This is a genomic window from Zavarzinia compransoris, from assembly GCF_003173055.1.
In the GTDB taxonomy this organism is placed as follows: domain Bacteria; phylum Pseudomonadota; class Alphaproteobacteria; order Zavarziniales; family Zavarziniaceae; genus Zavarzinia; species Zavarzinia compransoris.
The window spans coordinates 781,618-804,802 of record NZ_QGLF01000001.1; the positions used below are offsets into that span (position 1 = coordinate 781,618).

General features: G+C 67.7%; 21 protein-coding genes and 1 tRNA gene. 14 read left to right on the forward strand and 8 right to left on the reverse strand.

From position 1 onward, the window contains the following. Positions 1-2: 2 nt before the first annotated feature. From DKG75_RS03910 to DKG75_RS03940, 7 genes are all read left to right on the forward strand, one after another. Complete coding sequence (locus tag DKG75_RS03910) at positions 3-569, forward strand: YceD family protein (RefSeq protein WP_109919750.1); 567 nt, start codon at positions 3-5, stop codon at positions 567-569. A gap of 73 nt (positions 570-642) precedes the next feature. After that, positions 643-828, forward strand: coding sequence for a 50S ribosomal protein L32 (gene rpmF, locus DKG75_RS03915; RefSeq protein ID WP_109919751.1), 186 nt, complete (start codon positions 643-645; stop codon positions 826-828). Between the two features lie 20 nt (positions 829-848). Beyond that, positions 849-1,934: a phosphate acyltransferase PlsX gene (gene plsX / locus DKG75_RS03920; RefSeq protein ID WP_425086468.1), complete on the forward strand. Its 1,086-nt coding sequence runs from the start codon at positions 849-851 to the stop codon at positions 1,932-1,934. Next, positions 1,931-2,920, forward strand: coding sequence for a beta-ketoacyl-ACP synthase III (locus DKG75_RS03925; RefSeq protein ID WP_109919752.1), 990 nt, complete (start codon positions 1,931-1,933; stop codon positions 2,918-2,920). The genes plsX and DKG75_RS03925 overlap by 4 nt, the downstream gene beginning before the upstream one ends. Positions 2,921-3,015: 95 nt before the next feature. Continuing rightward, complete coding sequence (locus tag DKG75_RS03930) at positions 3,016-3,327, forward strand: integration host factor subunit alpha (protein WP_109919753.1); 312 nt, start codon at positions 3,016-3,018, stop codon at positions 3,325-3,327. A gap of 6 nt (positions 3,328-3,333) precedes the next feature. Further along, the gene (locus DKG75_RS23385) at positions 3,334-3,897 is read left to right on the forward strand and encodes a MerR family transcriptional regulator (protein WP_109919754.1); all 564 of its coding nucleotides are present in this window, start codon (positions 3,334-3,336) and stop codon (positions 3,895-3,897) included. A 101-nt stretch (positions 3,898-3,998) separates the two neighbouring features. Next, positions 3,999-4,075, forward strand: a tRNA-Pro gene (locus DKG75_RS03940). A 42-nt stretch (positions 4,076-4,117) separates the two neighbouring features. On the opposite strand, the gene DKG75_RS03945 is transcribed toward DKG75_RS03940, so the two are convergent. Then, complete coding sequence (locus DKG75_RS03945; RefSeq protein ID WP_109919755.1) at positions 4,118-4,330, reverse strand: hypothetical protein; 213 nt, start codon at positions 4,328-4,330, stop codon at positions 4,118-4,120. Positions 4,331-4,461: 131 nt separating this feature from the next. Here DKG75_RS03945 and DKG75_RS03950 point away from each other — a divergent pair, with 131 nt between their 5' ends. The 3 genes from DKG75_RS03950 to DKG75_RS03960 all read left to right on the forward strand — a co-directional run bounded on the left by DKG75_RS03950 (position 4,462) and on the right by DKG75_RS03960 (position 7,603). Further along, positions 4,462-5,721: a cytochrome P450 gene (locus tag DKG75_RS03950; RefSeq protein WP_109919756.1), complete on the forward strand. Its 1,260-nt coding sequence runs from the start codon at positions 4,462-4,464 to the stop codon at positions 5,719-5,721. Between the two features lie 65 nt (positions 5,722-5,786). Continuing rightward, a complete protein-coding gene (locus tag DKG75_RS03955; RefSeq protein ID WP_109919757.1) occupies positions 5,787-6,455 on the forward strand; it encodes a TetR/AcrR family transcriptional regulator in 669 nt (222 codons plus the stop codon). Positions 6,456-6,538: 83 nt separating this feature from the next. After that, entirely contained in the window at positions 6,539-7,603 is a 1,065-nt protein-coding gene (locus DKG75_RS03960) for a COX15/CtaA family protein (RefSeq protein ID WP_109919758.1), read from the forward strand. 79 nt (positions 7,604-7,682) lie between these two features. Here DKG75_RS03960 and DKG75_RS03965 read toward each other — a convergent pair whose 3' ends face one another. Both DKG75_RS03965 and DKG75_RS23390 read right to left on the reverse strand, forming a co-directional pair. Continuing rightward, the gene (locus DKG75_RS03965; protein ID WP_109919759.1) at positions 7,683-8,966 is read right to left on the reverse strand and encodes an O-acetylhomoserine aminocarboxypropyltransferase; all 1,284 of its coding nucleotides are present in this window, start codon (positions 8,964-8,966) and stop codon (positions 7,683-7,685) included. Between the two features lie 108 nt (positions 8,967-9,074). Next, the gene (locus DKG75_RS23390) at positions 9,075-9,494 is read right to left on the reverse strand and encodes a CoA-binding protein (protein ID WP_109919760.1); all 420 of its coding nucleotides are present in this window, start codon (positions 9,492-9,494) and stop codon (positions 9,075-9,077) included. A gap of 125 nt (positions 9,495-9,619) precedes the next feature. On the opposite strand from DKG75_RS23390, the gene DKG75_RS03975 reads away from it, so the two are divergent. Continuing rightward, on the forward strand, positions 9,620-11,134 hold the full coding sequence (locus tag DKG75_RS03975) for a hypothetical protein (protein WP_109919761.1): 1,515 nt from the start codon (positions 9,620-9,622) through the stop codon (positions 11,132-11,134). A 9-nt stretch (positions 11,135-11,143) separates the two neighbouring features. Here DKG75_RS03975 and DKG75_RS03980 read toward each other — a convergent pair whose 3' ends face one another. The 3 genes from DKG75_RS03980 to DKG75_RS03990 all read right to left on the reverse strand — a co-directional run bounded on the left by DKG75_RS03980 (position 11,144) and on the right by DKG75_RS03990 (position 16,526). Further along, positions 11,144-11,890 (reverse strand): DsbA family protein, encoded by a 747-nt coding sequence (locus DKG75_RS03980; RefSeq protein ID WP_243746433.1) that lies wholly within the window; start codon positions 11,888-11,890, stop codon positions 11,144-11,146. A 14-nt stretch (positions 11,891-11,904) separates the two neighbouring features. After that, positions 11,905-13,362: a M48 family metalloprotease gene (locus DKG75_RS03985; RefSeq protein ID WP_109919763.1), complete on the reverse strand. Its 1,458-nt coding sequence runs from the start codon at positions 13,360-13,362 to the stop codon at positions 11,905-11,907. A gap of 116 nt (positions 13,363-13,478) precedes the next feature. Further along, the gene (locus DKG75_RS03990) at positions 13,479-16,526 is read right to left on the reverse strand and encodes an Rne/Rng family ribonuclease (protein WP_109919764.1); all 3,048 of its coding nucleotides are present in this window, start codon (positions 16,524-16,526) and stop codon (positions 13,479-13,481) included. Between the two features lie 660 nt (positions 16,527-17,186). Here DKG75_RS03990 and DKG75_RS03995 point away from each other — a divergent pair. The 3 genes from DKG75_RS03995 (at position 17,187) to prfB (ending at position 21,377) form a co-directional block, all read left to right on the forward strand. Beyond that, positions 17,187-17,513 (forward strand): DMT family protein, encoded by a 327-nt coding sequence (locus tag DKG75_RS03995; RefSeq protein WP_109919765.1) that lies wholly within the window; start codon positions 17,187-17,189, stop codon positions 17,511-17,513. A gap of 129 nt (positions 17,514-17,642) precedes the next feature. Further along, positions 17,643-20,147 (forward strand): penicillin-binding protein 1A, encoded by a 2,505-nt coding sequence (locus DKG75_RS04000; RefSeq protein ID WP_243746434.1) that lies wholly within the window; start codon positions 17,643-17,645, stop codon positions 20,145-20,147. A 98-nt stretch (positions 20,148-20,245) separates the two neighbouring features. Beyond that, a protein-coding gene (gene prfB / locus DKG75_RS04005) for a peptide chain release factor 2 (RefSeq protein WP_109919767.1) occupies positions 20,246-21,377 on the forward strand; the annotation gives its coding sequence in 2 pieces (ribosomal slippage) (positions 20,246-20,314 and positions 20,316-21,377; 1,131 coding nt in all). Between the two features lie 36 nt (positions 21,378-21,413). Here the strand turns inward: prfB and DKG75_RS04010 are convergent. Then, positions 21,414-21,824 carry a bactofilin family protein gene (locus DKG75_RS04010; protein ID WP_166646330.1) on the reverse strand — a complete coding sequence of 137 codons (411 nt, stop codon included), beginning with the start codon at positions 21,822-21,824 and terminating at the stop codon, positions 21,414-21,416. Continuing rightward, a complete protein-coding gene (locus tag DKG75_RS04015; RefSeq protein WP_166646331.1) occupies positions 21,793-23,133 on the reverse strand; it encodes a M23 family metallopeptidase in 1,341 nt (446 codons plus the stop codon). Before DKG75_RS04015 ends, DKG75_RS04010 begins: the two co-directional genes overlap by 32 nt. Positions 23,134-23,185: the final 52 nt, after the last annotated feature.

The window sequence follows — 23,185 nt, forward strand, 5'->3', positions numbered from 1 at the left end:
GCATGAGCACCGCCACCGTCCCGCCGGAGTTTTCCCGCCCCCTGAAAGCCGAAAGCGTGCATGTGCGCGGCCGCACCGAGAAATTGTCCGCCTCGGCGGCGGAGCGGGCGGCCCTGGCCGCGCGATTCGGCATTCCGGCGATCGACTCGCTGGTGGCCGAGATCGAACTCCGGCCCCATCGCCGCGACGGCCTCGCCCTCAGCGGCCGGCTGGTCGCCGATGTCGTGCAGGAATGCGTGGTCAGCCTGGAGCCGGTGCCCCAGCATATCGAGGCCGCCTTCGAACGGATCTATGAGCCGGGCGCCGAAGATCCGGAAGATTCGTTTTCCGTCGCCGACCTGTTCGATCCCGATGCCGAGGACCCGCCGGAACCCTTGATCGACGGCATCGTCGACCTGGGCGAGGTGGTGGCGGAGGAACTGGCGCTGTCGCTCGATCCCTATCCGCGCGCCCCCGGCGCCGAGATTCCGGCGGAATACCGCGCCGACCCGGAGGAGGCGGCAGCCGAGCCCCCGGCGCAGGAGACCCATCGCCCGTTTGCCGTGCTCAAGGGTGGCCGAAACTCTTGAGTTCGGGAACTTTCCGTGTATGTTCTCCGCTTCCCGGGCGGGGCTTGCCCCGTAGCCTTGAAGAGTTGAAAAAATGGCTGTTCCTAAGAAACGTACTTCCAGCTCGCGCCGTGACATGCGTCGCAGCCACCATGCGCTGACCCCGGTCGCGTCGAACGAGTGCCCGAACTGCGGCGAGCTGAAGCTGCCGCACCATGTCTGCGGCGCTTGCGGCTATTACGACGGCCGCGAGGTCGTCGCGACCACGACCGCGGCCTGACCGCCGGGTGAGACCGGGGCATGGCGACCATGTCCCCGCTGGTGATTGCCGTCGACGCCATGGGGGGCGACCATGCCCCCGGTGTGCTGGTCGAGGGCGCCGCCATTGCCCGCGAGCGCTTTCCCCAGGTTCGCTTCCTCTTCTTCGGGGATGAGGCGAAGATCGCCCCCCTGGTGAAGGGGCAGGCGCTGCTTTCGGATTGCGCCGAGATCGTCCATACCGCGACGGCGATTTCCGCCGATGAAAAGCCCGGCGTGGCCATGCGCCGCGGCAAGGGCACGTCCATGTGGCTGGCCTGCGAGGCGGTGCGCGACGGCACGGCCCAGGCCGCCGTCAGCGCCGGCAATACCGGCGCGCTGATGGCGATCGCCATGTTCCTGCTGCGCACCTCGCCGGCGATCAACCGCCCGGCTATCGCCTCCTTCGTGCCGACGATGCGGGGCGAGTCGGTCATGCTCGACCTTGGCGCCAATGTCGGCTGCGACGAGCGCAACCTGGTCGAATTCGCCTTCATGGGCGCGGCTTTCGCCCGGGCCTCGCTCGGCCTGCCGAAGCCGCGGGTGGCCCTGCTCAACATCGGCACCGAGGACCTGAAGGGCAACGAGGCGGTGCGCGGCGCGGCGCAATTGCTGCGCGACACCCCCGACCTGCCGTTCGAATTCACCGGCTTCATCGAAGGCAACGGCATTGCCCAGGGGCAGGTCGACGTCATCGTCTCCGACGGTTTCGCCGGCAATATCGCCCTGAAGACGCAGGAAGGGACGGCACGGCTCGTCTCCGCCTATCTGGCCGCGACCTTCCGCCGCTCGATCTGGTCGAAGCTCGGCTATCTGCTGGCGCGCCCCGCCTTGCAGGCCCTGCGCGAGCGGCTGGACCCCAACCGCTATAACGGCGGCGCCTTCCTCGGCCTCAATGGCCTCGTGGTCAAGAGCCATGGCGGCACCAATGCGGTCGGCTTCGCCGCCGCCATCGGCATTGCCGCGGATCTTGCCTTAAGCGGTTTCGTAACCCGTATTCTAGAAGATCTGAAGCGCGTCGCTCCGGCTGATTCTATCGGCGGGGAGGCGCCGGGCGCAGTCGAACAAGAGGTAGCCGAGAAATCATGACCAGTGGTGGTGGCGTCATTCGTTCCTTGCTTCTCGGCGCCGGCGCCTATCTGCCCGAAAAGGTCCTGACCAACGCCGATCTGGCGGCCCAGGTCGATACGGACGATGCCTGGATCACCGCCCGCACCGGCATCCGCCAGCGCCATATCGCGGCGGAGGGCGAATGCACCTCCGACCTTGCGACCGCGGCGGCCCGGCGTGCGCTCGAAGCGGCGGGGCGCGACGCCCGCGACATCGACCTGGTCGTTCTCGCCACCGCGACCCCCGACTATACCTTCCCGTCCAGCGCGACCACGGTGCAGGCCAATCTCGGCATCCGCCGCGGCGCCGCCTTCGACATCCAGGCGGTCTGTTCCGGCTTCATCTATGCCCTGGCCACGGCCGATAATTTCCTGAAGGCCGGGCAGCACAAGCGCGCCCTGGTGATCGGGGCCGAGACCTTCTCCCGCATCCTCGACTGGAACGACCGCACCACCTGCGTTCTCTTCGGCGACGGTGCCGGCGCCGTCGTCCTCGAAGCCGGGACGGGCGAGGGGACCAGCGCCGACCGCGGCATCCTCACCAGCCATCTCCATGCCGACGGTCGCTATCGCGACCTGCTCTATGTCGACGGCGGCCCGTCGAAGACGAAGACCGTCGGCCACCTGCGCATGACCGGCAAGGAAGTGTTCCGCCATGCCGTGGTCAATCTCGCCGATGCGGTGGGCGAGGCGCTGGAGGCGACCGGCCTTGCGCCGGCCGATATCGACTGGATCGTGCCCCATCAGGCCAACCTGCGGATCATCGAGGGCACGGCCAAGAAGCTCGGCATCGACAATTCCCGCGTCGTCATCACCGTCGATCATCACGGCAATACGTCCGCCGCCTCCGTCCCTCTCGCCTTGACCGAGGCTTGGGCGGACGGGCGCATCCAGCCGGGCAATCTCGTCCTGCTCGAAGCCATGGGCGGTGGCTTCACCTGGGGCTCGTGCTTGGTCAGGATCTGAGCCTCGCGCACTATCCCCTTGATATTGACGGCATTCTTACTTCAACTTAGGCTCTTGGTCAGGAATTCCGACCCTTGAGGCCGGTTGGGGGAAGCATGGCGATCACGATCACGCGCGCACATCTGGCGGAAGCGGTCTATCAGGAGGTCGGCCTGTCGCGGAACGAGTCCGCGGAACTGGTCGAATCCGTGCTCGAAGCCATCGCCTCCAGCCTGGTCGAGGGCGAGGCGGTGAAGATCTCGTCGTTCGGGACTTTCGCCGTGCGCCAGAAGGGCGGCCGCGTCGGCCGCAACCCCAAGACCGGCGAGGAAGTGCCGATCGAGCCGCGCCGGGTGCTGGTCTTCCGTCCGTCCCATGTCCTGAAGGACCATATCAACACCGGTCTTTCGGGGCGGCAGCGGGGCTAAGGCCCGATGGTGCAGCGGGCGCTCTCACCGGACGACGAGGCGGGCAGGGGCATCCGTGCCGGCGCCAAGCAGCCCGGCGCCTTCCGCACCATTTCCGAGGTCGCCGAAGACCTGGACGTGCCCCAGCATGTCCTGCGCTTCTGGGAAACCCGCTTTCCCCAGATCAAGCCGTTGAAGCGGGGCGGCGGCCGGCGCTATTACCGGCCCGAGGATGTCGCCCTGCTGCGCGGCATCCGCCATCTCCTCTACAGCGACGGCTATACCATCAAGGGCGTGCAGAAGGTGCTGCGCGAGAACGGCGCCCATGCCGTCATCGCCGTCGCCAAGCCGCTGGCCGAACGGCTGGCGGACCATCGCGCCCAGGCGCCGGTGGTCGGCCTGCCGCCGCTCGATTTCGAGGCGGAGCCGGACCCCGCCCCGGCGCCGGAACCCGCCCAGCTCGAATCGTCCCCTGAAGAGGAGCGCAGCGACGGCGAGCGGGACGCCGCCTATTGGCGCGGCCTGGTCATCGACCTGCGCCGCGAGCTGGCCGAAATCCGCTCGCTTCTCGCCATGAAATCAAAGGCTTAGGAAAAAAGCGCGGTGGCCTCGAAAAAATGCCGCGGGCGCATTGCCGATCCCGTTCCTTGCGGCTATAGTCCGCGACCTCGCGAGGCTTCACCTCGCCATGACGGGCAGTAGCGCAGCCTGGTAGCGCATCAGTCTGGGGGACTGGGGGTCGTCGGTTCAAATCCGGCCTGCCCGACCAATCGAAGGGCCTTCCGCAAGGGAGGCCCTTTTCGTTTGTCCGCTACGGCTTCCTGGCGAAATGCCGGGCGAGGCCGAGGGCGATGGCCCAGAAGGCGAAGGGCGGCACCGTCGCTGCGGCGTAGATCGCCGTCTGGCCCAGGTCCGGCCGGGTTTCGAACAGGTGCTGCATCAGGAAATAGCCGGCGATCACGCCGACGATCCCGGCCCAGAAGGCGATACGGCGGGGGGTGTCGATCTCTTCATGCTGCATCATGCATCCCAACGGCCCTGGTGACCGCCCGCCATTGATGGGTCATGTTGAGGGCGGGTGCAAGATTGCCGGTTTGCTTATCACCCAAAATTAGGGTATATACCCTAGAAATAAGAATATAAGGGAGGACTGGCATGGCCAATACGGCGCTTTCGTTCGATACCGACACGATCCCCGACCCCTGGAGCCTGCCGATCGACCAGATCGATCCGAGCCGGGCCGAGCTTTACCTGAACGATCGGCACGGCGCCTATTTCCAGCGCCTGCGCCAGGACGATCCGGTGCATTTCTGCGCCCATTCCGACTTCGGCCCCTATTGGTCGATCACCCGCTTCAACGACATCGTCGCGGTGGAAACCAATACCAAGGTCTTTTCCTCCGAGCCGTCGATCATCATCGGCGAGCCGTCGGACGGTTTCCAGCCACCCATGTTCATCGCCATGGACCCGCCCGTTCATGACGTGCAGCGGCGCGCCGCCTCGCCCGCGGTCGGGCCGACGCGCCTGTCCGAACTGGAGGCGGTGATCCGCCAGCGGGCCGCGGCGATCCTGGACTCCCTGCCGGTCGGCCCGACCTTCAACTGGGTCGAACTGGTGTCGCGGGAACTGACCACCCAGATGCTGGCGACCCTGTTCGACGTGCCCTTCGAGGATCGCCACCTGCTGCCCTATTGGTCCGACATCTCGACCAGTTCCGAAGCCGTGGGCATCCCGACCGACATGGCGGAGCGCCAGCGCATCCTGATGGAATGCCTCGCCTATTTCTCGCGCCTGTGGCAGGAGCGGGCGGCGGCACCGCCGAAATTCGACTTCGTCTCGCTGCTGGCCCATAATCCCGACACGAAGGACATGATCGCCAACCCGATCGAATTCCTGGGCAATCTCATGCTGCTCATCGTCGGCGGCAACGACACGACGCGGAATTCGATCTCGGGCGGCGTCGTCTTCCTCAACCAGAACCCGGGGGAATACGACAAGCTGCGCGCCGATCCCGGCCTGATCCCCAATATGGTCTCCGAGATCATCCGCTATCAGACGCCGCTGTCGCACATGCGCCGCACGGCCAAGGAAGACGTCGTCTTCAACGGCAAGCAGATCCGCAAGGGCGACAAAGTCGTGCTCTGGTATTGTTCCGGCAACCGGGACGAAACGGTGATCGACAGCCCGGACGAATTCCGCATCGACCGGGAGCGCGCCCGCCACCATATTTCGTTCGGCTTCGGCATTCACCGCTGCATGGGCAACCGCATGGCCGAAATGCAGCTGCGGGTGCTATGGGAAGAGATCATGAAACGCTTCTCGCGCATCGAAGTGGTCGCCCCGCCGGAGCGGGTGCTGTCCAATTTCGTCAACGGCTACGAGGATGTGCAGGTCCGCCTGCATCGCCACGCCTGACCGGGCCGGCCCCCCTGGACGCGCTGCGGTCGACAGGGGGGCCCGGATCGGCTAAGCCTCCGGGCATGGCCCGCAATACCCGTACCCGGATTATCGAAACCGCGCTTCGCCTGTTCAACGAGCGTCACTTCGGCAATGTCACCACCGCCGAACTGGCGGCGGCGGTCGGGGTGACCGAGGGCAATCTCTGGTACCATTTCCGCAACAAGCGGGCGCTGCTCGACGCTATTTCCGTGCTCTATGTCGAACAGGCCGACCGGCGCCTGCTGATGGCGCCGGGGGCCGGCGATATTCTCGACGGCTATGCCCGGCTGCTGGCCGCCCTGACGACGGAAATCCAGACCTTCCGCTTCATCTTCCGCGACCGGGCGGATTACGGCGAGCATTCCGAAGTCCTGCGCCAGCACGCGGGCCGGATCTACCGGGCCTCCTGGGCGCAGCTCGGGCGGTTCTTCGTGGCCTTGAAGGCGGCCGGGCATCTCGACATCGACGAGGCGGCGATCGCCCCCCTGGTGACCAATGCGATCATCGTCATCCGCTTTTCCTTCGAATTGTTCCGCGAGATGAATCTCGACGACGCGGCCGCCGCCCGGCTCCAGGCCTGGGGCGTGCTGCAACACCTGAACGGCCTGGGCCCGGCCCTGACGCCGGCGGCCCGGGCGCAGCTGATCGAGCGCCTGAACCTGCACGACACGATCCGGGCGGCGGACGAACTCCTGTCCCTCGCCCCCTGACGGTTTGGGGCATCTCGTCGCATCGGGCTAGGCGGGGCAGGGGCAATCCCCTATGGTCCGGCCGGAATTTTCAGGATGACGTCATGAGCGCCATGAGCATGAGCCAGCAGCAGTCCCAGGCCGGCGCCCCGGCGGCACCGGCACCGGCGGACCGGGCGGTTGCCCGCTGGCTCTTCGTGGTGTCCTTCCTGCTGCTCGTCATGGTCGTTCTCGGCGGCGTCACCCGGCTGACCGACAGCGGCCTGTCGATCACCGAATGGAAGCCGGTGACCGGCGCGCTGCCGCCCCTGTCGGACGAGGCCTGGGCGGCGGAGTTCGAGAAATACAAGCAGATCCCGCAGTACGAACTGGTCAACAAGGGCATGAGCCTGGACGCGTTCAAGCAGATCTTCTGGTACGAATGGGCGCATCGCCTGCTCGGCCGCCTGATCGGCTTCGCCTTCCTGGTGCCCTATCTGTGGTTCCTGCTGCGCGGAAAGCTGGATCGGCCCATGGCCTGGCGGCTGGCGGGCATTCTCGTCCTTGGCGGGCTTCAGGGGGCGATGGGCTGGTTCATGGTCGCCTCGGGCCTCAGCGAGCGGATCTCGGTCTCGCAATACCGGCTGGCGGCCCATCTCTCGCTGGCCTTCGTCATTCATGCCGCCGTGTTCTGGACCGCGCTCGACCTGACGCGGGGCCGGGTGCTGCGCGTGCCGTCGCCCGGCCTGTCGCGCCTTGCGGGGCTCGCCGTACTGCTGCTTTTCGTGCAGATCGTGCTCGGGGCTTTCGTCGCCGGGCTCGATGCCGGCATGGCCTACAACACCTGGCCGCTGATGGACGGCGACTGGGTGCCGAACGGGCTGTTCACCCATGTCCCGGCCTGGATCGACCCCTTCGAGAACAATATCACCGCGCAATTCCTGCACCGCCATTTCGCCATCGTCGTCGCCGCGGTGATCCTTGGCCATGCGGTCCTGGTGCGGCAGCGCGCGCCGCAGGCGGCGGGGGCGGCCGGGCTTGCCGCCTTCATGGTCGTGCTTCAGTTCATCCTGGGGGTCTGGACCCTGCTGGCGGTGGTGCCGGTCGACCTGGGCGCCCTGCACCAGGCCGGCGCCTTCGTCCTCTTCACTCTCGGCCTCAATCTCTGGCACCGGCTGCGGCGGGCCTGAAGCCCGCAGCCGGCGAACCGGCTGCGGCGGGGCCTGACAGAGAAACCCGCAGCCGGCGCACCGGCTGCGGGCAGGGACCTCAGAGGGCGGCGAGGGCCTGTTCGAGGTCGGCGATGATGTCCGCCGCATTCTCGATCCCGACCGACAGGCGCACCACATCGTCGCCGGCACCGGCGGCGGCGCGCTGCACCGGGGTCAGCTGGCGGTGGGTGGTCGAGGCCGGATGGATGATCAGGCTGCGCACGTCGCCGATATTGGCGAGATGCGAGAACAGCTTCACCTGCTGCACCAGCTTCACACCCGCGTCATAGCCGCCCTTCAGGCCGAAGGTGAAGACGGCGCCGGCCCCCTTCGGGGCATATTTCTGCTGCAGGGCGTGGAACTTGTCGCCTTCCAGCCCGGCATAGGAGACCCAGGCCACCTTGTCGTGGCCGGCCAGGAACTTGGCGGCGGCCAGGGCATTCGCCGTGTGGCGCTCGATGCGCAGCGCCAGGGTCTCGATCCCGGTCAGGATCAGGAAGGCGTTGAAGGGCGCCAGCGACGGCCCGAGATCGCGCAGGCCCAGCACCCGGGCGGCAATGGCGAAGGAGATATTGCCGAAGGTCTTGCCCAGTTCGACACCGGCATAGGACGGGTTCGGCTGCGACAGCAGGGGGTATTTGTCGTCCGCCAGCCAGTCGAAATTGCCGCCGTCGACGATCAGCCCGCCGATGGAATTGCCGTGGCCGCCAAGGAACTTGGTCGCCGAATGGACGATGATATTGGCGCCATGCTCGAAGGGCCGGACCAGATAGGGGGTGGCCAGCGTATTGTCGACGATCAGGGGCACATGGTGCTTCCTGGCGATCGCCCCGATCGGGTCGAGGTCGGTGATGCGGCCGCCGGGGTTGGCGATCGATTCGACGAAGATCGCCTTCACGCCCGGCACGAAGGCGCGTTCGAAATTCTCCGGGTCCTCGGAATCGACCCAGATCACTTCCCAGCCGAATTGCTTGAAGCTCTGGCCGAACTGGTTGATCGAGCCGCCGTAGAGCTGCTTCGAGGCCAGGAACTTGTCGCCGGGCGAAAGCAGGGTGTGGAACACCAGGAACTGCGCCGCATGGCCCGAGGCGACGCCGAGCGCGGCGGTGCCGCCTTCGAGATCGGCAATGCGGCTTTCCAGCACGGCATTGGTCGGGTTCATGATGCGGGTATAGATGTTGCCGAAGGCCTGGAGCCCGAACAGCGACGCGGCGTGATCGACATCGTCGAAGACATAGGACGCGGTCTGATAGATCGGCGTCACCCGCGCCTTGGTGGCCGGGTCGGGGGCGGCGCCGGCATGGACGGCGCGAGTCTCGAAAGCAGGCTTGTGCTCGCTCATTGGTGGTCTCCCTGAAGCGGACGGTCATATTGATCACGGATTTTTGTGGTGTCCATATTAATCCGCGATATTGATGTCAATATTTTTGTATTACATTTTTTAAAAGTATTACAATCCGAGACGGGGAATCTCGATCTTCGGGCAGCGGTCCATGACCACTTGAAGGCCCGCGGCCTCGGCCTTTTCCCGGGCGCCGTCATGGGCAAGGCCGAGCTGCATCCAGACCGCGCCGGCGCCGATGGCGATCGCCTCGTCGACGACGCCGGGGAGGGCGGCGGTCTCGCGGAAAATATCGACGAGATCGACCTTCTCGGCGATGTCGGCAAGACGCGCGACCACCGGCTGGCCCAGGATGTCCTTGCCGGCCTGGCCGGGATTGACCGGGATCACCCGATAGCCGCGGCGCAGCAGATAGGCCATGACCTCATGGGCCGGGCGTGCGGGATTGGGGCTGGCGCCGACCAGGGCGATGACCTTGACCGAGGTCAGGAGCGCGCGGACGGCATCGTCATTCTTTGGATAGGGCATGGTCTTTCCTCCTGGCCGGGAGTTGAGCCTTTGCGACCTGTGGCGTCAATCACTGTGCGGCGGCGGATTGTTCGTCTAAACTCCGGCGCTGTCGCGGGTCTCGCGGGGGAATCCATCAGGCGATCATGACGCTTGTCGCAACGACCAGGATCGATCGGGTCCAAGCCATCGATATCGGGGGCCAGGCGGTCAATACCGCCGGGGCCGAGCTTGCCGCCCATGTCGAGGCCCGCTTCGGCGCGACCCATGCCCGGCTGTTCGCCCGGCCGCGGGTCGCCGGCGCCTTCATGGAATGGCACAGCGAGGCGGTCGGCCCGATCGCCCGTTTCGTCGACCTGCCGCCCGCAGACCGCGAAGCGGTGCAGAAAGGCCTCGGCCAATTGGTCGGGGGCTTGCGCGGCGAAGCCGCCCGCCTGTCGGCGAGCACGGACGAGGCGGAAAGCCTGCTGGGCGCGCGTTTGGGCGCGGCCCTGGAACTGCCGGGGCTCGACCGGGTCTATCTGGTCGGCGACCAGCCGGTACTGACCGATTGGGGCGCGCTTGCCCTCGATCCGACCGGCCGGGGCGTGCCGCCGCCGCGCGGCCTGCTGTTCTCCTTCTCGCCCGTCCTGGCGCCGCCGCCGCCCCCGCCGGGCAGCGCCGCCGCGGCCAAGGCGGCCGCGATCACCCCGGCGGCCCTTCCCGCCGCCGCGGGGGCTGCCGTCGCGGTGCCCGCCTCGCGCTGGACCTGGCCGGTGGTCGCGACCGTCGCCGCCCTGCTTGTCCTGGCCGCGGCCGCCATCGGCATCTATGCCGAACAGCGGGGCTGGCTGTCGGCCCTGGTCGATCCGCCGCCGCTGGTCTGCGAAGTGCCGGAGGGCGAGATCGCGGTCGCCGGCGAATTGAGCGGCTTGCAGGACCAGGAACGGGAATTGCGCCGTCGCCTGTCGGACATCGAGCGGCAACTGGCGGAAAAAGCCGCGGCCTGCCGCCCGCCGGTGCCGGAGACGCCGCCGCCGGCCCCCGAACCCGCACCGCCAGAGCCTGCACCCACACCGCCAGAGCCTGCACCGCCCGCGCCTGTACCGCCCGAGCCCGAGCCGCCCGTGCCGCCGGCGCCGGAACCGCCCCCGGCGGAACCGCCGCGCCCGCGCGCGGAAGCCCCGCCGCCCCGCGAGGAGCGCGCCAACGAAGACCGCCGCCGGGTGGAGGAGCGGGGCGGCCAGCGCGGCCGGCTCGAATTCATCCTGGCCTGGGACAATGAGGCCGATCTCGACCTGGTGGTGACCTGCCCGAACGGCGGGCGCATCGTCGCCGGGCGGCCCAGCGGCTGCGCCGGCGGCCGGCTCGATCTCGATGCCAATGGCACGGACAATGCGGGCGGCCAGCTGATCATGCTGCCCGACCCGGTGGAACATGTCGTCTTCACCGGCAACCCGCCGCTGGGCGAATTCCGCGTCGCGGTGCGCATGTTCCCGTATCATACCCAGCCGCGCCCGCGGCCGGGGTCCGCCGGCTATCGCCTGACCGTCCTTTACGACGGCCAGGTGATCGCCGAGAAGTCAGGCACGATCACGCGGGCGCCGGGCGATACGCAGCCCGGCGGCCTGGATTACCTGGAACAGCCGGTCACCAGCGTGAAAGTGCCGCCGCCGGCCTGACCCCTGGCTTCAGCAGGTGCCGGTGCAGGATTTCCGCGCCTCGGCCACCAGCTTCTTCAGGGTTTCGAGGTCGACGGCGCCGGGCACCAGCGTATCGCCGACGATGAAGCTGGGCGTGCCGTTGATCTCCAGCCTTTGGGCGAGGCCGTGGATATCGCTGATCTGGCCGGTGATCTCGGGCTTTTCCATGTCGGCCTTCAGTTTCGCCGTATCGAGGCCGACCGATTTCGCGATGTCCATGATCTTGTCGTCGGAAAGCGTGCCGCGGGTGGCGATCAGCGCCTCGTGGAAGACGGGATATTTGCCCTGGGCCAGGGCCGCGATCGCGGCCTTGCTGGCGACGAGGGAATCCGGCCCGAGGATGGGGAATTCCTTCAGGACCACGCGCAGCTTCGGATCGGATTTGATCAGTTCGGCCAGAATGGGCTGGGCCTGTTTGCAATAGCCGCAGCGATAGTCGAAGAATTCGACCAGGGTGATGTCGCCCTTCGGGTTGCCGATCACCGGATCGCGGCTGTCGCGCAGCAATTGCTCGCGCAGTTGCACGATCAGGTCCTTGGCCTGATTGGCCCTGGCCTGTTCCTGGCGGTCCTGCAAGGCCTGCACTGCCTCGAGGATCACCTCCGGGTGCTCCATCAGGTAGTCTTTCACGATCTCGCGGATTTCCTGCTTTGCCGCCGGATCGAAGGTCTCGGCCAGGGCAGGGCCCTGGGCAAGCAGAAGGGCGGCAAGGCTGGTTCCAAGCAGACGGCGCATGGCCATTACTCCGGTCAACGGCGTTCGCGCCACAGGCGCAGGGAAAGGTCGCGGATATCGGCGGCGCGCAGCGCCCCCGGCGATCCGACGGGAAGATTGGCTTCGGCGCGCTGGGCCTGCTGATAGGCTTCTTCCATCTTGCCGGTCAGGAGGAAGCGCTCGGCCGAGGCCAGCGCCGCCTTGCCGATATCGCCCTGGCGGCCATAGGCGATCGCCAGTTGGTACCAGGCCATGGAATTGTCCGGGTCCTCGCGGGTGGCGATCTCCAGGTCCTTGATCGCCTCGGCCGCCTGCTTCGGATCCTCGGTCGCGACCATGGCACTGGCGAGGCCGACCCGGATCAGCGGCTCCTTCGGGGCATATTTCACCGCCAGCCGATAGGGTTCGACCGCCTCGGCGACGCGGCCGTTCTCCAGCAGCCCCTGGCCCTTCAGTTCGAGAAAAAAGGGATCGTTCGGATAGGATTGCAGCAGGCGGTCGATTTCGATCAGGAAGGTCGGCAGGTCGGGCTTGCGGTAGAGGGCGACCACCCTTGCATAACGGTCGGCAAGGCCGGTCGCGGTCGAGGGGATCTGGCGGATCACCGTTTCCGCCGCATTGGTATAGCCGCGCAGCTTGCCCTGGATGCGCGCCAGCATCTCGACATAGACCGGCGAGGCGGCGGCATCGACATAGGGCGACTGATTGACCCGGGTTTCCAGGGCCGACAGGCGGTCGGCCCCGATCGGGTGGGTATAGATATAAGGATTGGTATCGGAGCGGATGCGCAGGTTATCGCGCTCGATGATGCTCAGGAATTCGCCAAGCCCGCGCGAAGTGACGTGCAGCCTGTCGAGGAAGGTGATCGCCGCCTGGTCGGCCGCGGATTCCTGCGTCCGCGAATATTGCAGAAAGCTGCGCTGCGCCACCTGGGCGCCGCCCATCATGACGGCGGCCCCGGCATCGCCGCCGCCGCCGATGATGGCGATGGCGCCGAGGACGGTGGCGATGATCTGCTGGATCGAGGCATTGCGCAGCGCCTCGGTGCTGCGCACCAGATGGCCGCCGGCGATATGGCCGGTTTCATGGGCGATGACGCCCATCAATTGCTCCGGCGTCGAGACCGCGGCCAGGGTGCCGGTATTGAGGAACAGGTTCTGGCCGCCGGCGACGAAGGCGTTCAGGCTCGGATCCTGGATCAGGATGACGCGGACCGCCGAGGCATCGAGCCCCGCCGCCTCGAAGATGGGCGTCGCCATCGCCCGGATGTAATTCTCGATCTCGGCGTCGCGGATCAGGGTCAGGGCCCGCGGGCCCGATTGCGCCTGCGCCTGAGACGCGCCCAGGAGAGACGCCCCCAGGATAGACGGGCCCAGGGGAGATAAGGCGCCGAGCGGCCCGAGGGCGAGAACCAGGGCCATGAAGAAGGCCCCGATGCGTTTGCCGGACGCGCGGCGCCGAAGCAGGCGCCACAGGATGGCAGGCGACGACATCAACGTCTCTATTCTCCGCAAGTATGCCCTTCCAGCGCCCGATGCCACGCTAGCACAAACAAAAGGGGCGGCCCATGGCGCTGATGCCGTGACCGCCCCTCGACAATCCTGCCGCCTCAGGTGTTGAAGCGGCGCTGCCACCAGCCCCGGCGCGGCGCCTGGGGCGGGCTGTCCGGATCCACCGCGGCGGCGCTTCCGGTGACGATCGTCTCGACCGGCTTGTTCGCCGCTTCCGGCTGGCCGACCGCCGCCGCCTCGGGCGAGACCGGGGCATCCTCGCTGCCTGCGACCTCGGGGCTGGCGGCCTCGGGGAAGGCCGGGCTTTCCACCACCGGGGCAACGGTCGTTTCCGGGACGGCAGGCGTTTCCGCAACCGGCTCGGCGACGGGCACCACGGCCTCGACGAGGGCCTCAACGGGGGCCTCGGCCTGGACCGGCGCCGGTTCGGCCGCGGGCGTCTCGGTTTCGGTTACCTGAACCTCGGCGCCCAGAGTGTCGACCGCAGGGGCGTCGGCCGGGGCCACCTCGGCCGGGGGAGCTTCCGGCGCGAGGCCCAGAACCTCGATCTCGATCCGGGTTGCGGCCGGCTTGTCGGCGGGTTCCTCGGCCGCGTCGGCGGCGAGGCCGTCCTCCGTGCCGGGGGTGCCATCACCTTCCTCGTTGCGGCGGCGGCGGCCGCCGCGGCGGCCCCGGCGGCGGCGGCGGCGCTGGCCGTCGTCACCCACTTCGGTATCGCCGTCCGTCTCGGCTTCGCCCGCGTCCTCGCCCTCGGTCTCGCCTTCGGCGGCAGGTTCAGGGGCGGGTTCGGCAGGGGCGCTTTCGGCAACGTCGCCTTCGGTCTCGGCTTCGGCGTCCTTCACCGGGTCGCGTTCGCGGCCGTTGCGGCGGCGGCGGCGGCGACGGCGGCGGCGGTCATTGTCGCCGCCGTCGCCGTCACCGGCGTTTTCGGCTTCGGCCTCGGTATTGTCTTCCGTCTCGACCTCGGCTTCTTCCTCGACCGGTTCCTCTTCCTCGAGGTCGGGCATGGGGAAGGTGCCGGAGCGGATGGCGAGCACGGCCTCCGGCACCGGGGTGCTGCGGTTGGCGAGGCGCTCGATGCGGAAATCGGGGGCGATCAGGTCTTCGTCGATCTCGATATAGATCTTGAAGTCGTAGCGCTCCTCGAGCGAGCGCAGGGCTTCGCGCTTGTTGTTGAAGATATAGAGGGCGATCGCCTCCGGCACCTTCACCGCGATCTTCGAGGCGCGCTCGCGCAGGCCTTCGTCCTCGATGCCGCGCAGCACATGCAGCGCGGTCGATTCGGTCGAGCGCACGAGGCCGATGCCCCGGCAATGCGGGCAGGTGACGGTGGAGGCTTCGAGCAGGCTGGGGCGCAGGCGCTGGCGCGACATTTCCAGCAGGCCGAAGGGCGAGATGCGGCCGATCTGGATGCGGGCGCGGTCGGCCTTCAGGCAATCCTTCAGCTTGCGCTCGACCGCGCGGGCGTTCCGCTGGTCCTCCATGTCGATGAAGTCGATGACGACGAGGCCGGCCAGGTCGCGCAGGCGCAGCTGGCGGGCGATTTCTTCCGCCGCCTCGATATTGGTCTTGGTCGCCGTCTCCTCGATATTGTGCTCGCGCGTGGCGCGGCCCGAGTTGACGTCGATCGAGACCAGGGCTTCCGTCGGGTTGATGACGATATAGCCGCCCGACTTCAGATGCACCGTCGGGTTGAACATCTGGTCGAGCTGATTCTCGATCTGGGCGCGGTGGAACAGGGGCACCCGGTCGCGATAGAGCTGGACATTCTTCGCGTGGCTGGGGATCAGCATGCGCATGAAGTCCTTGGCCTGGCGGTAGCCTTCCTCGCCGTCGACCTGGATGTCCTCGATGTCCTTGGAATAGAGGTCGCGGATCGCGCGCTTGATCAGGTTGCCTTCCTCATAGACGAGGGCGGGGGCCGCCGATTTCAGCGTCAGCTCGCGCACCGAATCCCACATGCGCAGCAGGTATTCGTAGTCGCGCTTGATCTCGGGCTTGGTGCGGTTCAGGCCGGCGGTGCGGACGATCACGCTCATGCCCTTCGGCACCTCGAGTTCCGAAGTGATGGACTTCAGGCGCTTGCGGTCGGCCGGGTTCTGGATCTTGCGGGAAATGCCGCCGCCGCGCGGGCTGTTCGGCATCAGCACGCAATAGCGCCCGGCGAGGGAGAGATAGGTGGTCAGCGCCGCGCCCTTGTTGCCGCGCTCTTCCTTCACCACCTGCACCAGCATGATCTGCCGGCGCTTGATCACTTCCTGGATCTTGTAGGAACGGCGCGGGCGGAAGCGCGGCCGGGGCTGCGCCTCGAAGCTCTCGCTCTCGGCGGTGGGGAAGGGCGCCACCGGTGCCTCGGCCTCGGCCGGAATGCCGGGGACGAGAAGGGGAATCGCCTCGGCGATCGTCTGTTCCTCGACCGGGGCCGGCTCGACGGCCGCGGGGACCTCCGGCACGGCGTCGGCGGGGACTTCGGCGGGGTGGGCTTCCTCCGCGACCGCTTCGACCACAGGGGTCTCAGGCGCGGGCGCTTCGGGCGCGAACACATCGGGCACGAAGACGGGCGCTTCGGCGGCAGGGGCGTCAAGCGCCGGCGCCGGCTCGTCCTGCTGCCCGGCGGGGATCACGGCCAGGGTGTCCGGGTCGCCCTCGAGAACGGGGTCGTTGAAATCGGCATCGGCGGCCATGCGGCCGTCGTCGTCGTCGCCCGACGGGCCGTCGTCGTCGTCGCCGGCGCCGAGCACTTCGGTCGCCGTGTCGACTTCGACCACTTCGATCAGGCCGCCATCGTCGTCCGCGCCGAGGTCGCCGTCGCCGGCGGCATCGCCGATCTCGTCGTCGTCGTCATCCTCGTCGGCATGGGCGGCGGCTTCCTCGTCGAGGAGGGCCTGCCGGTCGGCGACGGGGATCTGATAATAATCCGGATGGATCTCGCTGAAGGCGAGGAAACCGTGCCGGTTGCCGCCGTATTCGACGAAGGCCGCCTGGAGCGAGGGCTCCACGCGGGTGACCTTGGCGAGATAGATATTGCCCTTGAGCTGCTTCTTGTTCGTGGACTCGAAGTCGAACTCTTCAAGACGATTGCCGCGCACCACGACCACCCGGGTTTCTTCCGGGTGGGTGGCGTCGATGAGCATGCGGGTTGCCATCAGGTGAATCTCCTCGACCTCGTGCCGGCGGCCACTTGAGGGCCGGTTCAAGACGCGGGGTCGGCTGGTTGGCACAGATCGAAGCGCCCGGCATCGCCCCAAAGCGCCGCGTCAAAGGCGCGGCAACGGGCGTAGAGCGCGGGGAAAAGCCACCGGCAGGCCGGCGGCAGATGCACGCTGCGCGCAGGCCGCGGGCACCGCCGGCGGCAGCGCGATCGGCGAAATCGCCGGTACGTCTTGCTTCGGTTCTGGCCAACTTGCGGTCTGACGACACGGGCGGAAACTTGTCTCTGTGCGGGGTGAATTATCGGGATTGAAAAAGAGCGGTGTCGCAAAGGTACCGTCCACACCCCCGTCCGACCTCCGGCAGTCCCGCCCTAACGGGGACTTCCCAGCCCTGGGGCGCCTTACTGGTCGGATGGCGGTGAGCCTTGCTGTCCGGTCATTGACGGTTTTGCCGCCCCCGGTGAACGGGTGCGAGCAACGCAGACTCAATGGACGTATTCTCGGCCGGTGCCTTTAATCGCGGTGGCAACAATATGACGCTCGTTAACGGACAGCAATCCTTAATCGTTGCCCCGGGCCCGTGAAACCGCAGGAATGCAGGGCCGGCCCGGATTAGGATGGCGCGACCGCGATTTCCCGCCCCCGAGGTTCACCTTGGCCACCATTCTGCTTCTCGTCGCTTCCAACGTCTTCATGACCTTCGCCTGGTACGGCCACCTCAAGTTCGGCGACCAGCCCCTGTGGAAAGTGGTGCTGGTATCCTGGGGCATCGCCTTCTTCGAATATTGCCTGATGGTGCCGGCCAACCGCATGGGATACGGCGAATTCACCGCCGGACAGTTGAAGACCCTCCAGGAGGTGATCACCCTGCTGGTATTCGCCGTTTTCTCCGTCACCTACCTGGGCGAGGCGCTGCGCTGGAACCATCTCGCCGCCTTCGCCTGCCTGGTCGGCGCCGTGTTCTTCATGTTCCAGCGTTAGCCATTTCCGGCATCGGCCATTTCCAACGTCGGCCATGGGGGTGGTGCATTGCTGCCACAGCCGCGCCATATTCACGGCAGAAGGTCCCCAAGCACTGACGATAGGTTATAAGACGGCCTCGGGCGACCCATGCAACGGCGATACATGCGCTTTCTCGGCCTGATATTCGGTGCTTTTGCCATGCTGGCGGTGGTCGGCCTGCTCGGCGGCCTGTGGGTCCTGCATCACTTTTCGCAGGACCTGCCGGACTACCGGCAGCTCGCGGTCTATGAACCGCCGGTGACCACGCGGCTGCAGGCGGGCGACGGTTCGCTGCTGGCGGAATACGCCCGCGAGCGCCGCCTGTTCGTGCCCATCACCCAGATCCCGCCACAGGTGATCGGCGCCTTCCTCTCGGCCGAGGACAAGGATTTCTATCGCCACGGCGGCATCGATTTCTCGGGCGTGCTGCGCGCCGTCTTCACCAACCTGCGCAACATGGGCAGCGACCGGCGGCCGGTCGGCGCCTCGACCATCACCCAGCAGGTGGCGAAGAATTTCCTGCTCGGCAACGAAGTCTCCTATGGCCGGAAGATCCGCGAGGCCATTCTCACCTTCCGGATCGAGCGGACCTTCTCGAAGGACCGGATCCTGGAGCTTTACCTGAACGAGATCTATCTCGGCATGGGCTCCTACGGCGTTGCCGCCGCCGCGCTGAATTACTTCGGCAAGTCGATGGACGAGTTGACGGTGGCCGAAGTCGCCTATCTCGCCGCCCTGCCCAAGGCGCCGTCCAATTATCACCCGGTCCGCCAGCGCGAGGCGGCCACCGCCCGGCGCAACTGGGTGCTCGACCGCATGTATGAGGATGGCCGCATCACCCGCGCCCAGTGGGAAGAGGCGAAGGCGACCCCCCTTGCGGTGCGCGATCCGGGCCGGGGCAATGTCACCCGCGCCGATTATTTTGCCGAAGAGGTGCGCCGCGAGATCGTCTCCCTCTACGGCGAGCAGTCGCTCTACGAGGGCGGCCTCAGCGTCCGCACCAGCATCGATCCCGCCATGCAGGCGCTCGCCGACCGGGTGCTGCGCGCCGGCATGATCGATTACGACCGCCGCCACGGCTGGCGCGGCCCGATCACCCGGATCGCGGCCCAGGGCGGCGACTGGCTGGCCGCCCTGAAGGACGTGCCGGCGCCGGCGGGCCTGGTCGTGCCGGGCGTCTCGCCCTGGCGCCTGGCCGTGATCACCGGCGTCGACGCCAAGGCGGCCACCCTCGTCACCGCCGAGGGCGTCAAGGGCCAGATCGCCTTCGCCGACATGGCCTGGGCCCGGCCGACCACCCCGAACCAGGGTGTCGGCGCCGCGCCGAAGAAGCCGGGCGATGTCGTCGCCGTCGGCGATGTGATCGCGGTCGAGCCGGCGAAGGACAGGGACGGGGTCTTCGCCCTGCGCCAGATCCCCAACGTGGGCGCGGCCTTCGTCGCCCTCGACCCCCATACCGGGCGCGTGCTGGCCATGGTCGGCGGCTGGTCCTATGGCGAAAGCCAGTTCAACCGCGCGACCCAGGCCTCGCGCCAGCCGGGCTCCACCTTCAAGCCCTTCGTCTATGCGACCGCGCTCGAATCCGGCCTCACCCCCTCGACCCTGGTGGAGGACGGGCCCTTCGTCGCCGACCAGGGACCGGGCATGCCGCCCTGGCGGCCGGCCAATTACGGCCACGATTTCCTCGGCGCCATCACGCTCCGCGTCGCGCTGGAAAAGTCGCGCAACCTGGTCACCGCGCGCCTTGCCTATTACCTCGGCATCGACAAGGTGAAGGCGCTGGCGGAACGTTTCGGCGTGGTCATCGACCTGCCGCCCTATCTGGCCATGTCGCTCGGGGCCGGCGAAACCACCCTGCTGCGCATGACCGCGGCCTATGGCCAGTTCGTGAACGGCGGCAAGAAAATCATCCCCAGCCTGATCGACCGGATCCAGGATCGCCGCGGCCGCACCGTGTTCAAGCACGACATGCGCCCCTGCGACGGCTGCACCGGCATCGGCTTCAACGGCCAGCAGCCGCCCGCGATCCCCGACAATCGGCCGGAAGTGATCGACGCCGGCACCGCCTATCAGATGGTTTCCATCCTCCAGGGCGTGGTCGAGCGGGGCACCGGCGGCCGGGTACGCGCGGTGGGCAAGCCGCTGGCGGGCAAGACCGGCACCTCGAACGATTCGAAGGATGTCTGGTTCATCGGCTTTTCACCCGACCTCGTCGCCGGCGTCTTCTTCGGCTTCGACCAGCCCCGGACCCTGGGCGGCAAGGAGACCGGCGGCTCGGTGGCGGCCCCGGTGTTCCGCGACTTCATGAAGGAAGCGCTGGCCAACAAGCCGGGCCTGCCGTTCCGCATTCCCCCGGGCTTGCGCCTCGTCCGGGTCAATCCGGCCAGCGGGGCCCCGGCGGCGCCGGGCGAGCGCGCCATCTTCGAAGCCTTCAAGCCGGGCACCGAACCCTTCGGCCCGCGCCCGGTCCTCGACGGTACGGCGGACGCCAGCTTCATCGGCTCGGACGGCCTGTCGGGCGACAATGACTTCCTCGGCGCGATCGGCGCCCCGGGGCCGGGCGGCGGCCCGCCGGCCGCGGCGGGCGATACGGCGACCGGCGGGCTTTATTGAGCCGATCGGCACTGAATGAAGCGGGATCGGCCGTTGTCCTTGGCGCCGATCCCGGCTATACCACCAGCCCTTGATGTTTCACTTGAATTGCCGGATCCATGCGCGCCGACGTCGAATCCCTCAACGCCGAAATCAAGCAGTCGCTCGAACTGCTGAGGAGGCATCTTTGACTGGGACGTTGCAACCGTCCGCCTCGAAGAACTGAACGCCCGGGTCGAAGATCCCAGCCTCTGGAACGACCCCGCGGGAGCGCAGAAGATCATGCGCGAACGCACCCGTCTCGACGATGCCATCGGCGCCTACCGCCGGCTCGAGGCCGAGCTTGCCGACACGCTCGAACTCGCCGAAATGGCCGAGGGCGAGGGTGACGAGACCATGGTCGACGATGCCGTCGCCAACCTGCGCCGCCTGCGCGACGAGGCGGGCGAGGCCGAGGTCAAGGCCCTGCTCTCGGGCGAGGCCGACGGCAACGACAGCTATCTCGAAGTCAATGCCGGCGCCGGCGGCACCGAAGCCCAGGACTGGGCCGAAATGATGCTGCGCATGTATACCCGCTGGGCCGAGCGCCGGGGCTACAAGGTCGAACTGATCGAAGACAGCCCGGGCGAACAGGCGGGGCTGAAGAGCGCCACCATCCTGATCAAGGGCCTGAACGCCTATGGCTGGATGAAGACGGAATCGGGCGTGCACCGCCTCGTCCGCATTTCGCCCTTCGATTCGAACGCCCGGCGGCAGACCAGCTTCGCCTCGGTCTGGGTCTATCCGGTGGTCGACGATACGATCGAGATCGAGATCCTGGACAAGGACCTGCGCGTCGATACCTATCGCGCCTCGGGCGCGGGCGGCCAGCACGTGAACAAGACGGACTCGGCCATCCGCATCACCCATATTCCGACCGGCATCGTCGTCGCCTGCCAGTCCGACCGCTCGCAGCACAAGAACCGGTCGCAGGCCATGCAGATGCTGAAGGCGCGCCTCTACGAGCGCGAACTGGCCATCCGCGAAGCCGCCGCCAAGGCGACCGAGGACACCAAGACCGCCATCGGCTGGGGCCACCAGATCCGCTCCTACGTGCTCCAGCCCTACCAGATGGTGAAGGACCTGCGCACGGGGGTCGAAACCTCCGACACCCAGGGCGTGCTGAACGGCGATCTCGACCGCTACATGGCGGCCGCGCTGGCCGCAAGGGTCGAGGGCGGCGCCGGCGTCGAGGTCTCGGATCTCGACTGAGGAATAGCCTTCAGGCCTCGACTGAGGAGATCGCCTTCAGGCGTTGGTGACGACCAGGGACGGCTTGGCGCCGTCCGCTGCCGGCGCCTTCGCCTCCGCAGCCGGGCGGGGCTTCAGGTGGCCGTCGATGCGCGCCCCCGATTCGACGCCGATCGTATCGTGCAGGATGTCGCCGGTGACGACCGCGGTCGCCGCCAGTTCGACCGTCGCGGCATTGATGCGGCCGTCGATCCGGCCGCGGACGTGGACCGTGTCCGCCTTGATCGCGCCGATCACGGTGCCGTCCTCGCCGAGCGTCAGCGACCGGCAGGAAATGTCGCCCTTTACCGTGCCGTCGATCTGAAGATCGCCGGTCGAGCTGAGGTTGCCCTCGACGGTCAGGCTTTCCGCCAGCAGCGAGGGCAGGGGGCCGGCGCTACGGCGTTTCGGGTCCGGCTTCCGGCTCACGGTCCCGGCCTTGCTGCGGTTGAACATGACGGCCTGCCTCGATAAAGCGGATGGGGTCCTGCGGCTTGTTGTCGAGCCGCACTTCGTAATGCAGGTGGGGCCCGGTCGAGCGGCCGGAACTGCCCAGCTTGCCGACCACGTCGCCCACCTCGATACGGTCGCCCACCTTCACGCTGATCGCGCTGAGGTGGGAATAGCTGGATTCGACACCGAACGCGTGGCGCACGCGGACCTGCCGGCCATAGGCGCCGGCCCAGCCGGCCTTGACCACCTCGCCGGGCGCGGTGGCGAAGACCGCGGTGCCCACGGCGCCGCCGAAATCGAGGCCGGCATGGAAGGCGAGGCGCCGGTTGATCGGATCGCGCCGCGTGCCGAATTCCGAGCGCAGCTCGACCCGGCGCACCGGCAGGTCCAGGGGCAGGGCGCCGGCCACGGTCTTCAACCCGTCCAGCCGGTCGAAGGTGCGGGCGAGATCGAGCAGGCGGGCATTCTCGATCGTGGGCGCGACCACGCCGTCGACGGCGATGAAGGGACCGCCGACATCGGCGCTCTCGGCTTCCTCGCCCCGGCGGCCGGCGAGGATGCGGTCGATGTCGAGGCCGGTGGTGGTAAGGCCGGTCTCGAAACGGCCCATCTCGATCGAGGCAAGGGGGGCGAGGCGGGTGGCGAGGTCGTCCCGCACCTGTTCGAGGGAGGCGACCTGGTCGCGCAGGTCGGTGGCGCGGGTCTCTGCCCGGGCGACCATGTCGCGCAGCAGGGTGGCATCGCGTTCGAGGCCGGCGATCCGGTCCTCGGCGACCTGAAGCTCGATCTCGATCTGGACCCGGTCCGCCTCCGACAGGGCGAGTTCCTGGTTCAGGCGGTCGGCCTCGGCCAGGGCCTTGCCGTCGCCCGGCAGCGGGCGGTGCTCACCTTGCAGGCGGGAAACCGCGGCGCGGGCAAGGTCCCGCTCGCGCGAGCGCTGGGTGATTTCCTTTTCCGCCGACAGGCGGGCCGCCTCGGCCTGGTCGCGCTGCTGGCGCAGGTGCGCGACCTCGGCCTCGAGCGATTTCACTGCCGCGAGATCAGGGGCGGCCAGATCAGGGGCTGCCAGGTCAGGGGCCCCGACCGCTTCGGTTCGGTCGAAGGCGGCATAGCTGGCGAAGCCGACCCAGCCCAGGGCGCCGAGGCCGAGGGCAAGGGCCGAAACCTGCACGCCGCGGGTGATCTTCAGCCAGCGCACGCCCCAGGGGTCGCGGACGGCGATCTCACGCGTGACAAACCAGCCCCGTCGGGACGGCAGCAGCCTATGTTTGGCGTCGTTGGACATGCGACGTCGGGAACCTGCGGTCGTTGGCGGACCGGACATTGGCACCAGATCG

What these genes read in the sequence shown, in the direction of transcription:
- DKG75_RS03910 (WP_109919750.1), top strand. Translation starts at nt 3, where the DNA reads ATGAGCACCGCCACCGTCCCGCCGGAGTTTTCCCGCCCCCTGAAAGCC.
- rpmF (WP_109919751.1), top strand. Translation starts at nt 643, where the DNA reads ATGGCTGTTCCTAAGAAACGTACTTCCAGCTCGCGCCGTGACATGCGT.
- plsX (WP_425086468.1), top strand. Translation starts at nt 849, where the DNA reads ATGGCGACCATGTCCCCGCTGGTGATTGCCGTCGACGCCATGGGGGGC.
- DKG75_RS03925 (WP_109919752.1), top strand. Translation starts at nt 1,931, where the DNA reads ATGACCAGTGGTGGTGGCGTCATTCGTTCCTTGCTTCTCGGCGCCGGC.
- DKG75_RS03930 (WP_109919753.1), top strand. Translation starts at nt 3,016, where the DNA reads ATGGCGATCACGATCACGCGCGCACATCTGGCGGAAGCGGTCTATCAG.
- DKG75_RS23385 (WP_109919754.1), top strand. Translation starts at nt 3,334, where the DNA reads ATGGTGCAGCGGGCGCTCTCACCGGACGACGAGGCGGGCAGGGGCATC.
- DKG75_RS03945 (WP_109919755.1), bottom strand. Translation starts at nt 4,330, where the DNA reads ATGATGCAGCATGAAGAGATCGACACCCCCCGCCGTATCGCCTTCTGG.
- DKG75_RS03950 (WP_109919756.1), top strand. Translation starts at nt 4,462, where the DNA reads ATGGCCAATACGGCGCTTTCGTTCGATACCGACACGATCCCCGACCCC.
- DKG75_RS03955 (WP_109919757.1), top strand. Translation starts at nt 5,787, where the DNA reads ATGGCCCGCAATACCCGTACCCGGATTATCGAAACCGCGCTTCGCCTG.
- DKG75_RS03960 (WP_109919758.1), top strand. Translation starts at nt 6,539, where the DNA reads ATGAGCGCCATGAGCATGAGCCAGCAGCAGTCCCAGGCCGGCGCCCCG.
- DKG75_RS03965 (WP_109919759.1), bottom strand. Translation starts at nt 8,966, where the DNA reads ATGAGCGAGCACAAGCCTGCTTTCGAGACTCGCGCCGTCCATGCCGGC.
- DKG75_RS23390 (WP_109919760.1), bottom strand. Translation starts at nt 9,494, where the DNA reads ATGCCCTATCCAAAGAATGACGATGCCGTCCGCGCGCTCCTGACCTCG.
- DKG75_RS03975 (WP_109919761.1), top strand. Translation starts at nt 9,620, where the DNA reads ATGACGCTTGTCGCAACGACCAGGATCGATCGGGTCCAAGCCATCGAT.
- DKG75_RS03980 (WP_243746433.1), bottom strand. Translation starts at nt 11,890, where the DNA reads ATGCGCCGTCTGCTTGGAACCAGCCTTGCCGCCCTTCTGCTTGCCCAG.
- DKG75_RS03985 (WP_109919763.1), bottom strand. Translation starts at nt 13,362, where the DNA reads ATGTCGTCGCCTGCCATCCTGTGGCGCCTGCTTCGGCGCCGCGCGTCC.
- DKG75_RS03990 (WP_109919764.1), bottom strand. Translation starts at nt 16,526, where the DNA reads ATGGCAACCCGCATGCTCATCGACGCCACCCACCCGGAAGAAACCCGG.
- DKG75_RS04000 (WP_243746434.1), top strand. Translation starts at nt 17,643, where the DNA reads ATGCAACGGCGATACATGCGCTTTCTCGGCCTGATATTCGGTGCTTTT.
- DKG75_RS04015 (WP_166646331.1), bottom strand. Translation starts at nt 23,133, where the DNA reads ATGTCCAACGACGCCAAACATAGGCTGCTGCCGTCCCGACGGGGCTGG.